Source organism: Gemmatimonadales bacterium (assembly GCA_036500345.1).
Classification (GTDB): domain Bacteria; phylum Gemmatimonadota; class Gemmatimonadetes; order Gemmatimonadales; family GWC2-71-9; genus Palsa-1233.
Map to the genome: position 1 here is coordinate 107,045 of DASYCE010000004.1, position 12,591 is coordinate 119,635.

Below are 12,591 nucleotides of genomic sequence, written 5' to 3' on the forward strand. Positions count from 1 at the left end.
CTCGCATGACGACCGCCCGGCTCGAGGCGTTCAGCGACGGCGTCATCGCCATCATCATCACCATCGCCGTGCTCGAACTCCGCGTGCCGCACGGCACGACCTTCGGCGACCTGCTCCCCCTCCTCCCCACCTTCCTCGGCTATGTGCTGAGCTTCATCTACCTCGGCATCTACTGGAACAATCATCACCACATGCTGCTCGTCACCGAGGGGGTGACCGGCGGAATTCTCTGGGCCAACCTCCACCTGCTTTTCTGGCTCTCACTGGTGCCGTTCGTGACGGCGTGGATGGGCGAGAATCACTTCGCGCCGCTGCCGACGGCACTGTATGGCTTCATCCTGCTCATGGCGGGGGTCGCGTACTGGGTGTTGCAGCGGCTGATCATGGCGAACGAAGGACCCGGCTCGGTGCTCGCCGATGCTGTGGGGCGCGACCTCAAGGGAAAACTCTCCCCGATCCTGTATGTCATCGCGATCGCCTGCGCCTTCGTGAAGCCGTGGATCTCCGACGCGATCTACATCGCGGTGGCGATGATCTGGCTGGTTCCCGATCGGCGGATCGAACGGCGGCTCGCCGGGGAGAGCTGAAGGACGATCATTGCAGCACGCTCCGCCACTTCGTCACCAGCCGTTGTGCTGTGGCCACCGCATCTCCCGCCGGCGCGCTCGCGAATCCGGTCGTGTCGTGCGACCACTGCAGCTCCCACTGACATGATGCCGACGCGAACGGTGCGCGGTCGAACGGCGTGCCTGCATCGAGCGACTGATTCAAGGCCGCAACGAAGTTCGTCCACCGCGGCAGGAAATACGACGAGAACATCCCGCTCCACTCCTTGAAGGCGTAGAGGTTGAGGTCGTCGTTCTCCCCTTCGGTACACTTGCTTCCCCACAGCGTGACGATGTTGCGTGCGTTCCAATCGTAGAGCCGCCGCTCGGCGTCAGTCGTTCCCCACGCATCGGCAGCGCCGACCCAGCGCCCGAGGAGAAATTCCGGCCGCGTCGCGAGGAGGGTGTCGATGTCGCCCAGCATGCTCTCGATGCGATGCTCGCCGGCGACGAGCTGCGGGCGATCCTTGCGGTCGAACGCCGCCTGGACCGAATCAACCAGCGGCAATCCCGATTCTCCCAGCACCTGCCGGGTGAGATTGACGACATCGTAGCGGTAGTGGTCGTTGGCGCCGAGTGCCGGCGCGGCCGCGAGCAGCGAATCGAGCGCACCGAGAAGCAGCCCGCGGTCGTACGCCGGGATCGGGCCGGTCCGGTACGCTTTCTTCCTGTCGTAGAACTGCGGCCGTTCGCCGAGAAAGTCACCAGTCTGGCGTGAGGAACGGAACGCGGTGCTGAGGAGGATCTGCCACGCACTCCATGCAGACGCGTTGGCGGCGCCGTAGCGACGGACGACGTAGTCGCGCGCCCAGGCGGTGAGATCGGGCACGCTGTCGCGCCATACCTGATCCACCACGAAATCTTCGACGATCGGATTGCTGCCGAATCCCTCCATCGTCATGCCGATTCCTTCGAACTTCCCCCGCGCCGGACTGACCAGGACGCTGTCGAGATTCGCCGCGATGTGCGGCAGGTCGGCGCCGACATTGACCTTGTCGCCGAAGTTGTAGAGGACGTTCCAGATCCACGGCTTGCCGTAGAAGGCGTGGCGCGTCTTCCAGATCGGCGATGCCTCGCCCCAGAGATCGAGCACGACCATCCGGTCATCGGGTACGGCGCCGAGGAGAGCCTCGGCCTGCGGATCGCGCCAGAAGGTCGGCGAATTGACGAGGAACCATCCCTGGAGCACCCACACCGCATCCGAGTCCGCGGACGCCATCCCGCCGTAGATCGCGCGCCCCATCGACGCGAGAAAGGTCGAGTCGTTCGACGGCGGATTGATCTCGTTGAACGGATCGGCGGCGTAGAGATGATCGGTGCCGAAGAGTTCGCGCTGGCGACGGATGTAGTCGGTGGCGAGCCGCTGGAAGAGTGAATCGAGCGGATCGACAAACCACGTCCCGCTGAATCCCGCCGACCAGTCACCGGTGCGGCGAATCACCGCCTTCGGATAGAGCGACGTGATCGACTCGGGAACGTGTCCGGTGAATCCCTGCAGGACCGGTGTCATGCCGAGGGAACGTTCGCGCGCGAGAATCTGGCGCTCCAGCGCGATGTGGCTGTCGATCCAGCTATCCGGGAGCGGCCCGCCGAGTCCGTCGATGTTCGCCATCCATCCCCAGGGGAGATAGGCGGGGCCGACCAGGAAGTCGTCGATCTGCGACCGGGAGAATCCCACGTCGGTCAGCACCTGCCGCCAGACTCCTTCCTCTCCGGTCACGGCAAGCGGCGCATTCACCCCCTTGAGCGCCAGCCAGTCGATCATCCGTTGCCAATCATCCCACTTCCACCACGCCATCGAATACGAGAAGGTGCAGTAGTTGAAGAAGTACCGGAGGTGATAGTGCGTAGCGACGTGCATCGGGTGAGCGACGGGCGGCAGCGGCGATGGCAGCGCCACCGGGGCGACGGGGAGGTCGACATCCACTCCGGCGACCTGCTGCAGGTACCAGTTGAGCGCCGACGCGATCGCGACGCCGGACGATCCCCGCAGCGCGACGCGCCGCCCGTCCTGCCGTACCTCGAAGACGTCAAGACCGGCGCTGTCGGGGATTGCCGCCACGGTGAAATCGCCAGCTCGCCCGGGGACGACTCGCGCAATCAGTGATCGAGCGGCGGCGAGGTCGACCGCAGGCCGAGCCTGGGCCCCGAGCGGTCCTGCGGCGGCGAGGAGGGCAAGGGCCGCTGCGATCGGTGAATGGCGACAGTGGGTGGGCATCGCAGTGAGAGTAGCAGGTGGCATGGCGGGAGGCCAGCATTGATCCAATGGCCGATCGAGCCCTCTGGCACCCCGCGTTATCCGGTACACTGGCACTGGTGCACGTGACACAATGTGATACTTTGTGACACATGAACGAACGCCACCTGACTGTCCGCCTCACTGCCGCCCTCGAGCGCGCGCTGAACCGCCGCGCACGGGCAGCCGGCGTCCCTCGCTCCCAGCTGGTGCGGGAGGCGATGACCGCCTACCTCGCCGATGCGGCCCCTTCGGCCGAACCTGAGCTGACCGCGGACGAGCTCGCCGCCAGGTGGTCGGCGATTCCACGTCTGTCACCGGCCGACGCCACCCGCTTCGCCGATGAACTCGCCGATGCGCGCAACCGGGTGCCACCGCCACGTTCGTGGGAGTGATTCTCGATTCTTCGGTGCTGATTGGTGCCGAACGCGGCACCCTCGATTTGGACGCGCTGCTGCGATCACTCGGCACCGAGCCGGTGGCGATCGCCGCAATCACCGCGGCGGAACTGCTGCACGGCTGCCATCGGGCGAGCGATGCCGCAATCCGGGCGCGGCGCTCCGCCTTCGTCGATGCCCTCCTCGATCTCCTCCCCGCCATCCCTTTCGGTCTTGCCGAGGCGCGCCGCCACGCGCAGCTCTGGGCGGAGACATCCCGCCGAGGCAAGCCGATCGGTGCCTACGACATGCTGATTGCGGCGACCGCGATGGCGCGTGGCTATGCCGTCGCGACCCTCAATCAGCGCGAGTTTGCGCGGGTGGCGGGGCTGCGGCTGCAACCGCTCGATCGGTACCTGCGATGAGGCTCGCCTAGCGATCCAATCGGCGCCGCCACAGCGGCGGCGCTCCGGCGCCCCAACTGGCCGGGAGTGGTTTCCGGCGCGATATTCCGGCATCCCCCCTCGCACCACCTTGTGGACACTCGCCGTACCGTCCTGCCCGCCCACTGGAGGTTCGCCATGTCGTCGCGCCGTTCATTCCTTTCGTCGATTGCCGCGGCCGGGGTCGCCGCGCCGCACACCTTCCGCCCGCACGCCATCACCTCGGTGCTCCGCGCCACCGCAATCGCCGGCAAGCGGTCGCCCGCCGAGATGGCCGGTGACGAAGACTACTGGTCGGAGATCCAGCGCGCCTTCGATTCCGACCGCACCATGATCAACCTCAACAACGGCGGCGTCTGCCCCACACCGACGCATGTTCTCGAGGCGATGATCCATGATCTCCGCTTCAGCAACGAATTGCCCGCCGAGCACATGTGGAGCGTGCTCGAACCGCGGATCGAAAGCGTGCGCCGAGATCTCGCGCGGCAGTTCGGCTGCGATCCCGAGGAGATGGCGATCACGCGCAATGCGTCGGAAGCGAACGAGAACATGATCCTGGGGCTCGACCTGCAGCGCGGCGACGAGGTCGTGGTCACCAACCAGAATTACGGACGGATGCTCACCACGTGGGACCAGCGCGTGCGCCGCGAGGGGATCGTCGTCAAGCCGATCTCCTTCAAGGTTCCGCCGCCGTCGGACCAGTACCTCGTCGACCAGTTCAGGGCGGCTATCACGCCGCGCACCAAGGTCATCGAGGTGACGCACATCACCAACCTGACCGGCCAGATCATGCCGATCCGCCAGATCATCGAGATGGCGCGTCCCCAGGGGATCCAGGTGCTGGTCGACGGCGCGCACGCCTTTGCGCACTTTCCGTTCACCCGCGACGAGCTCGGCGTCGACTACTACGGCACGTCGCTGCACAAGTGGCTCCTCGCGCCGGTCGGCACCGGATTTCTCTATGTGCGGAAGGAAAAGCAGAAGGCGCTCTGGCCGTTGATGGCCGCTTCGGCCGCGCAGATCGACAACATCCGGAAGTTCGAGGAGATTGGCACGCACCCCGCCGCGAATCACAACGCCATCTCGGCGGCGCTCGCCTTCTATCGCGGGATCGGCCCCGAGCGGAAGGTCGCGCGGCTGCGCTTCCTGCGCGATCGCTGGGCGAAGAGGCTCCTCGCCGAAAGCCCCCGCGTGAACGTCCTGACGCCGCTCGACGACAAGCAGTCGGGGGCGATTGCGCTGGTGCATATCGACGGCATCGACAGCAGCCAGCTGAGTGCGTGGCTCCTCAAGCAGCACCGGATCGTCAACACGCCGATCAATCACGCCGAGTTCAACGGCATTCGCATCACGCCGAACGTGTACACCACGCTCGACGAGATCGACACCTTCGGCGACAAGATGATCCAGGCGATCCGGAGCGGCATCGCGTAGATGCGCATCCGCACTTCCAGGCTTGCGACTGCGCTGATTGCTGTCGGGATCGGCGCAGCGGCCACCGCGCCGCTGGCGGCGCAGCGCGATTCCGTCCCCGCGGTGCGCATGGCCGCCCGCGACTCGTACCGCGACGACGGGTTCGGGATGTTCATTCACTGGGGGGTCTATTCGCTGCTCGGCCAGGGCGAGTGGGTGATGCAGAACAACAAGATCGATGTGCCGACGTATGAATGGCTCGCGTCAACGTTCGATCCGGTCAAGTTCGACGCGAAGGAATGGGTTGCCACGGCGAAGGCCGCGGGTGCGCGCTACATCACCATCACCTCGCGCCATCACGACGGCTTCTCGATGTTCGCCACGAAGGCCACGCCGTACAACATCGTCGACTGGACGCGGTTCAAGCGCGACCCGCTGAAGGAGCTCGCCGACGAGTGCCACCGGCAGGGGATCAAGCTCTTCTTCTATTACTCGCAGCTCGACTGGCACAACAGCGACTACTTCCCGCGCGGCAACACCGGCAAATCATCAGGGCGCCCGGAGAGCGGTGACTGGAACCGGTACATCGGCTTCATGAAGACGCAGCTCACCGACTTGCTGACCAACTATGGTCCGATCGGCGGGATCTGGTTCGACGGGATGTGGGACAAGCCCGATGCAGACTGGCATCTCCCCGAGGTCTACGGCCTCATTCACCAGCTGCAGCCCGCGGCGCTGATCGTTCCGAACCACCATCTCGCCCCGAAACCGGGCGAGGATGTCCAGACGTTCGAGCAGGACCTCCCCGGCTCGAACACGGCCGGCTTCAACACCGACGTGATCGGCGCGCTGCCGCTCGAGACATCGCTCACGATGAACGGCGCGTGGGGATTCAACATCACCGACCACAACTGGAAGTCGGTCGACGAGCTGATCGGGTATCTCGTGCGTGCGTCCGGGGCGAACGCGAACCTGCTGCTCAACATCGGGCCCCGCCCGGACGGGACGCTCCAGCCGGAGGCGGTCGTGCGGCTGCATGCAGTTGGTGCGTGGCTGGCGACCCACGGCACGTCGATCTATCACACCCGCGGCGGGCCGATTGCACCGCACGTGTGGGGCGTCACCACCCATCGCGGCGACACCGTCTTCGTTCATGTGCTGCACCTGCAGGACCGTGTCCTGGCGCTGCCGACCTTCGGCGCGAAGGTGTTGAGCGCGCGGATGCTCGACGGCGGCGCGGCGGTCGCGGTAACGCAGGTCCCCGGGGCGATCACCCTGACGATGCCGGATGCACCGTCGCCGATGCCGCCCGACCGGGTGGTCGTGCTGGTGACCGCGCGGGAATAGGCGCTGCGCCTATATTTGTCGCCGCAGCATCTTCGTGATCCCAGTCCAATCTCATCTTTCGCCGAGTTCCTGATGCGACGTGTATCCAGGGCGTTCCTGCTGGTATTCGGGTTCGCAGTCTTCGCCGCGCCAAGCACGCTCCTGGCGCAGTCATCAAAGGGCGCCGACGCCGATCTCGTCAACGCGCGACCGGGGCGCGATCCGCGCCAGCCGCTCGACACGGAGTACACGCGAAAGATCAAGGAATACACCACCGAGCCGTACTTCCTCTCGCCGATCGTCGACTACATGCCGGAGTCGAAGACGGTGCCGACGCCGGAGAAGACCCTCGGCAACATCGCGGGGGCGCCGGGGAAGCTGCCGTATTCGAAAGAGGTCTACGAATACATGCGGCTACTGGCCAAGTCGACGCCGCGAGTGCGGGTCTATTCGATCGGGACGACCGAAGAGGGCCGCGAGATGATCGCGGTGGCGATCGCGTCGGATCAGTTGATGGCAAAGCTCGACGCCAACAAGGCCGACCTAGGCAAGCTCGCTGATCCGCGCACCATCGGGATGAACGACTCACTCGCCGACCAGATCGCCAAGCGCGCGGCGCCGGTCTACTACATCACCGGGACGATCCATTCGACCGAAGCGGGCGCGCCGACGGCGATGATGGAGATGGCGTACCGCCTCGCGGTCGACGAGTCGCCGTACATCAAGAACATCCGCGATCACGTGATCACGCTGATCACGCCGATCGTCGAAGTCGACGGCCGCGACCGGATCGTCGACCTCTACGAGTATCGCAAGAAGCACCCGGGGGATGTGGTGCCGGGGGCGATCTACTGGGGGAAGTACGTCGAGCACGACAACAATCGCGACGCGATGGGGCTCACCCTCAAGCTGTCGCAGAACGTGCTCAACACCTATCTCGGCTGGAACGCGCAGGTGCTGCACGACCTGCACGAATCCGAAGCGCTGCTGTATGACAATACCATCGGCGACGGGCCGTACAACGCCTGGCTCGATCCGATCCTCACCAACGAATGGCAGCTCCTCGGCTGGAACAACGTCAATGAAATGACGCGCTGGGGGATGCCTGGCGTCTATGCGTTCGGCAACTTCGATACCTGGTCGCCCGGTTACCTGATGTTCATGGCGGCAACGCACAACGGGATCTCGCGGCTCTACGAGACGTACGGCAACGGCGGCACCGCGGAGACCGAAGACCACACGCTGAGCGCGAGCGAGACGTCACGCACCTGGTATCGCCAGAATCCGGCGCCGCCGAAGGTCCGCTGGTCGCTGCGCGACAACAACAATTACGAGATGACCGGGATTCTCCTCTCGGAGAATTACTTCGCAACCAATCGCGTCTACTTCCTCCGCAATTTCTACGACAAGAGCAAGCGCTCGATCTTCAAGGCGAAGACCGAGGGACCTGCGGCGTACGTCTTCCCCGCCGACGATCCACGCCTCGGCTCGCAGGCCGAATTGCTGCGAGTGCTGCAGAAGCAGCATGTCGAAATCTCGCGCGCGACGGCGCCGTTCACCGTCTCGGTGCCGACGCACGGTACGGCCGCGACCACCGCGGGCGGCCGAGGAGCCGGCGGGCGTGGTGGCCGGAGCGACGCGGCACCGGCACCGACGACCCGTGAATTCGGCGCCGGGAGCTATGTCGTCAGGATGGATCAGCCGTATTCGCGCATCGCCGACGCGTTGCTCGACTACCAGTACTGGGCGCCGAACGATCCGCAGAAGACGCCGTACGACGACACCGGCTGGACCTTCCCCGAAGGCTTTGGCGTCGAGGCGGTGCGTGTCACCGACACGAAGGTGCTCGATGCGCCGATGACCAAGCTCACCGACAGCGTGCATGCCGTGAGCGGCGTGTCGGGCACGGGGACTGTCTTCGCCATCAATCACAACGCCGACAACGCGCTGATCACGCTGCGCTACCAGTTGCGCAACGCCGACATGCAGCTGGCAGAGGAGCCGTTCGACGCCGGCGGCCAGAAGTTCGCGCGCGGATCGTTCGTCATCAGTGGCGTGTCGCAGGGCGATCTCGACAAGGCGACGACTGCGCTGGGGCTCAAGGCGTACGCGATTCCGGCGGCGCCATCGGTCAAGCTCCATCCGGCGCGCGCGGCGCGCGTCGCGGTTCTGCATACCTGGACCAGCACGCAGACCGAGGGGTGGTGGCGCCAGGCGTTCGATGTCTACGGTGTGCCGTACGACTACATCGACCCGGCATTCATCGGCAAGACTCCTGATCTTCGCTCGAAGTACGACGTGATCGTGGTGGGCCCGGGACTCTCGCCGAACGCGATCGACGGAACGGCGATGTATCGCAACGCCGAGCCGTGGAAGAATTCGCCGGAGACGCCGAACATCGGCACCTATGCGCAGACCGACGATATCCGGCCCGGGATGCAGATCGAAGGGTTGCTCAATCTTCGCAACTTCGTGCAGCAGGGTGGTGTGATCGTGGCGGCCGGGAACAGCGCCGACTTCTTCCTCACCACCGATCTCGCGCGCGGCGTGACTGCGTCGCGGCCGAATTCGGCGTCGCGAGTGGTCGGTTCCTTGCTGCGCGCCACGGTGACTGACGCGGCGAGCCCTGTCATGTACGGCATGCTTCCGTCGCCGGCGGTGTACAGCGAACGGGGCGAGAGCTTCAACGCCGGCGGCGGTGGCGGCGGCCGCAATGGCGGCGGGGGGGGCGGATTCGGTGGCGGCGGCGGGCGTGCGGGAGGTGCAGCGGCGACGCGTGTGACCGGCCGTGGTACGCCCGATGATCCTGATGTCGTCCAGGGGCGGCCGGCAGGAGAGGGGAATGAAGTCCTCCCGCCGCTTCCAGGGGATTCAACTGGTGGTGCGCGCGGTGGGCGTGGCGGTGGTGCGATTGCGGTGCCGATCGAATACCGCGTCCGTCCGCTGCTGCGGTTCGACTCCCAGGACAAGCTGCTTGTTTCGGGGCTGCTCGATGGCGGATCGGATATCGCGGGCCAGACGGTGGTGGTTGATGTCCCGTCGGAAAAGGGGCATTACATCCTTTTTGCCGACAATCCGATCTATCGCGGCGAGACGATCGGCAACTACTTCATGGTCTTCAACGCGATGCTGTCGTTCGACAATCTCGGCGCCGGGCGGAGCGACGCGGGGAATGGCGGCGCTGGCGGTGGCAGAGGGCGCGGGGGGCGCGGGGGTGGTGGTGGGGGTGCTGGCGGCGACAGCCAGTGACGGTGGTGTCGTACTGACACGAATTGAAAGTTGATCGACGCGAAATGAGATGAGGAGAGCTTTCAGCGTAACGAGAAGAGGTTTCACGAGGTCGATAAGGCCTCGCTGAGGCATTCGAAGGAGTCGCATCGGGACGAGGCGAGGGTGAAGGCTCATGAAGTCGACGTGAAGCACGATGAAGATGATGCGAATGATCGTGAAGTCGATGCGAATCGCCGTGAAGTCGTCGTGAACGACCATGAAGTCGACGCGAAGAGCCATGCAATCGGCGTGACGAGGCATGCAGTGGATGCGAATCGCCGTGAAGTCGTCGTGAAGCGGCATGCAATGCACGCGCATCGCCATGAAGTCGTCGTGAAGAGCGATGCAATCGATGCGAATCGCCGTGAAGTCGATGCGAAGGGCGATGCAGTCGTCGTGAAGCGGCATGCAATGGACGCGAATCGCCATGAAATCGTCGTGAAGAGGCATGCAGCGGACGCGAATCGCCATGAAGTCGTCGTGAAGAGGCATGCAGCGGGCGCGAATGACCATGAAGTCGTCGTGAAGAGCGATACAATGGACGCGAATGACCATGAAGTCGTCGCGAACGGCCGTTCGATCGATGCGAAGCGGGACGAAGTCCTCGCGCATGACCGTGAAGTCGACGCGAATGACAACGAGAAGGTGTCGATTCGCTATTCAGTGGGCGCGAACGCAGCTAGATGACAGCGCAGGGCGATGAGTTGGTCCCGCACGGCGATGAGAAGGAGGCGCACCGCGCGAAGATGACTGCGATGAGCGATTTAGTGGACGTGCCCCCTATTCCGCCCGCGCAGTGAAACGCCGCACGACATCGCGATAGGCTCGACCGGACATCAGCTTCTTGCCGTTCTTCAGGATCAGCACGTAATCGCCCTGAAACCACGGCTGGATCTCCTTCACACGCTTGATATTCACGATCACCGATCGATGGATCCGCACGAACTGATCGGACGGCAGCCGTCGCTCGATGCTGTTCAGTGTTTCCCGGACACGATAGGTCTGCTCGGTCGTCTGCACGATCACGATCTTGTCGGACACCTCGATGCAGTCGATCGTGGCCGCGTCGATCAGGACATGCCGGTCGTCGATCTTCACGGCGAGGCGGTCTGGCGCACGAACGCGGCCGAGGCGGTTGAGGAGCGTCTCGAGTCGCCCCGAGAGCTCTGACGATCGCCCGCTTCGGACCCGGCCGATCGCTCGTTCCACCGCGGTCCGGAATCGCCGGTTGTCGAAGGGCTTGAGCAGATAGTCGACCGCGTGCACATCGAACGCGTTCAGCGCATATCGCTCGTACGCCGTCACGAAGATCACCGCGGGCATGTTCGACACACCGACCGCGGCGACGACCCCGAAGCCGTCAAGGCCCGGCATCTGCACGTCGAGAAGGACGATGTCGGGCCGGAGTTCCCGGATCGCGTCGACAGCCGCCCGGCCGCTCGCCGCATCGCCAACGACCTCGACGTCGTCCATCTCAGCCAGCAGCGCTCGCGCCAGACGCCTGGCCGGCGCTTCGTCGTCCACGACCAGCACACGGCAGCTCGGACTCATCGCGGAACCACGATGCGCACTCGAAAGCCTCCCCCGGGAGCGTTCCCGGCTTCGAACGCGTGTCGATCGCCGTAACGCGCCTCAAGTCGCTCCCGGACGTTCTTCAAGCCGTGCCCGGCCACCTGCCCGCTCAGGTCCGCGGCACCCGGTCCGCTGTCGGTAATGTCGATGTGCAACGAGTCGCCCGACACGTGTGCAGCGACGGTGACGCGGCCACCCCCCTCGAGCGGCTCGATGCCGTGCCGGATCGCATTCTCCAGACACGGTTGCAGGATCATGTTGGGGACCGGAATCGCGTGCGCGTTGTCGTCGATTGCCCACTCGACGGTCAACCGGTCGCCAAAGCGCGCGGTCTGGATGTCGACGTAGTCGCGCAGAAAGTCGATCTCCTGCTCGAGCGCGATGTCCTGCTCGTCCATCCGGTCGAGCGCCATGCGCAGCAGGTCACCGAGTTGCGCCAGAACGCGGCGCGCGGCCACGACGTCTTCGGTCATCAGCGCCGATATGGTGTGCAACGCATTGAAGAGAAAATGGGGCTGCAGTTGCTGTTGCAACACATGCAACCGGAACCGGGCCAGCTCGACCTCCAGCGCCGCCTCGCGCCGGGATCGATCGCGGTAGGCGCTGTAGTAGACCAGCGCATGATACAACAGCGCCGTGATCAGGAACATGACGAGGTTGAGCGCGATCGCCTGGGCGAATCGGTGTCGCACGTCAGAGAGAAACGATGCGGCGGACGATCCCACGCCCAGCAGTCGTGCCAACGCGGTCATGATCACCGGGTCGACGATGCATGCCGTGACGGCGGCGAGGATCCACACCGGTACGCGCCACGCCAGCTTGCCGGTGCCCAACTGCAGATACCACCCGAGCAGGGTGATCGCGGGGGCAAGCACCATCCAGGGTGAATAGAAGATCAACCCGCGCACGAAGACGCTCGCGATCGGGACGCGCGGCGTCTGACCCACCGGCGCCATCGCGAGCTGCTGCACCGTCATGAGGAGCGTGAGCAGCAATGTGCAGGGGACCGCGATCCCCATCGCGATCAGCAGCTGCGAGCCAAGGCGAGTTGACGAGTCGGCGCGGACCACATCCGACGCGGCGGCGGCGTTCACGGTAGCCATCTGCTCCCAAACATATAGCGTCCGCTTGCGATCAATATTCTCTGCGGGTCAGCGACCGAATCCTGCGTGTGGCGCCGAATTCGTTGCCCGGCAGCACGCCTATCAATAGCGTGCAGTCAGCCCGAGGGGGGATCGAGATGACACGCTTTGTATCGGAACTCGGCCAGGATGTTCGCTACGGTCTGCGCATGCTGGTCAAGAAGCCCACGTTCACGATCGTGGCTGTCCTGACGCTGGCGCTGGGCG

Annotated in this window: 10 protein-coding genes; 7 read left to right on the forward strand and 3 right to left on the reverse strand. The window is 64.9% G+C overall.

The features are described 5' to 3' along the window. Nucleotides 1-5 precede the first annotated feature (5 nt). Nucleotides 6-587 carry a TMEM175 family protein gene (locus tag VGM20_02160; protein HEY4099660.1) on the forward strand — a complete coding sequence of 194 codons (582 nt, stop codon included), beginning with the start codon at nucleotides 6-8 and terminating at the stop codon, nucleotides 585-587. Between the two features lie 7 nt (nucleotides 588-594). Here the strand turns inward: VGM20_02160 and VGM20_02165 are convergent, their stop codons facing one another. Further along, nucleotides 595-2,823 carry an alpha-N-acetylglucosaminidase gene (locus tag VGM20_02165; GenBank protein ID HEY4099661.1) on the reverse strand — a complete coding sequence of 743 codons (2,229 nt, stop codon included), beginning with the start codon at nucleotides 2,821-2,823 and terminating at the stop codon, nucleotides 595-597. Nucleotides 2,824-2,954: 131 nt separating this feature from the next. On the opposite strand from VGM20_02165, the gene VGM20_02170 reads away from it, so the two are divergent. From VGM20_02170 to VGM20_02195, 6 genes are all read left to right on the forward strand, one after another. After that, entirely contained in the window at nucleotides 2,955-3,236 is a 282-nt protein-coding gene (locus tag VGM20_02170) for a ribbon-helix-helix protein, CopG family (GenBank protein ID HEY4099662.1), read from the forward strand. Continuing rightward, nucleotides 3,233-3,643, forward strand: coding sequence for a type II toxin-antitoxin system VapC family toxin (locus tag VGM20_02175; protein HEY4099663.1), 411 nt, complete (start codon nucleotides 3,233-3,235; stop codon nucleotides 3,641-3,643). Before VGM20_02170 ends, VGM20_02175 begins: the two co-directional genes overlap by 4 nt. A 156-nt stretch (nucleotides 3,644-3,799) precedes the next feature. Next, entirely contained in the window at nucleotides 3,800-5,095 is a 1,296-nt protein-coding gene (locus VGM20_02180) for an aminotransferase class V-fold PLP-dependent enzyme (GenBank protein ID HEY4099664.1), read from the forward strand. After that, nucleotides 5,096-6,421 (forward strand): alpha-L-fucosidase, encoded by a 1,326-nt coding sequence (locus tag VGM20_02185; GenBank protein HEY4099665.1) that lies wholly within the window; start codon nucleotides 5,096-5,098, stop codon nucleotides 6,419-6,421. A gap of 72 nt (nucleotides 6,422-6,493) precedes the next feature. After that, nucleotides 6,494-9,649 (forward strand): M14 family zinc carboxypeptidase, encoded by a 3,156-nt coding sequence (locus VGM20_02190; protein HEY4099666.1) that lies wholly within the window; start codon nucleotides 6,494-6,496, stop codon nucleotides 9,647-9,649. A 144-nt stretch (nucleotides 9,650-9,793) separates the two neighbouring features. After that, on the forward strand, nucleotides 9,794-10,357 hold the full coding sequence (locus VGM20_02195) for a hypothetical protein (GenBank protein ID HEY4099667.1): 564 nt from the start codon (nucleotides 9,794-9,796) through the stop codon (nucleotides 10,355-10,357). A 93-nt stretch (nucleotides 10,358-10,450) separates the two neighbouring features. Here the strand turns inward: VGM20_02195 and VGM20_02200 are convergent, their stop codons facing one another. Next, entirely contained in the window at nucleotides 10,451-11,221 is a 771-nt protein-coding gene (locus VGM20_02200) for a LytTR family DNA-binding domain-containing protein (protein ID HEY4099668.1), read from the reverse strand. Next, on the reverse strand, nucleotides 11,218-12,345 hold the full coding sequence (locus VGM20_02205) for a histidine kinase (protein ID HEY4099669.1): 1,128 nt from the start codon (nucleotides 12,343-12,345) through the stop codon (nucleotides 11,218-11,220). Before VGM20_02205 ends, VGM20_02200 begins: the two co-directional genes overlap by 4 nt. Nucleotides 12,346-12,591 lie beyond the last annotated feature (246 nt).

Coding starts and splice junctions, on each gene's coding strand:
- VGM20_02160 (HEY4099660.1), top strand. CDS start 6: ATGACGACCGCCCGGCTCGAGGCGTTCAGCGACGGCGTCATCGCCATC.
- VGM20_02165 (HEY4099661.1), bottom strand. CDS start 2,823: ATGCCCACCCACTGTCGCCATTCACCGATCGCAGCGGCCCTTGCCCTC.
- VGM20_02170 (HEY4099662.1), top strand. CDS start 2,955: ATGAACGAACGCCACCTGACTGTCCGCCTCACTGCCGCCCTCGAGCGC.
- VGM20_02180 (HEY4099664.1), top strand. CDS start 3,800: ATGTCGTCGCGCCGTTCATTCCTTTCGTCGATTGCCGCGGCCGGGGTC.
- VGM20_02185 (HEY4099665.1), top strand. CDS start 5,096: ATGCGCATCCGCACTTCCAGGCTTGCGACTGCGCTGATTGCTGTCGGG.
- VGM20_02190 (HEY4099666.1), top strand. CDS start 6,494: ATGCGACGTGTATCCAGGGCGTTCCTGCTGGTATTCGGGTTCGCAGTC.
- VGM20_02200 (HEY4099668.1), bottom strand. CDS start 11,221: ATGAGTCCGAGCTGCCGTGTGCTGGTCGTGGACGACGAAGCGCCGGCC.
- VGM20_02205 (HEY4099669.1), bottom strand. CDS start 12,345: ATGGCTACCGTGAACGCCGCCGCCGCGTCGGATGTGGTCCGCGCCGAC.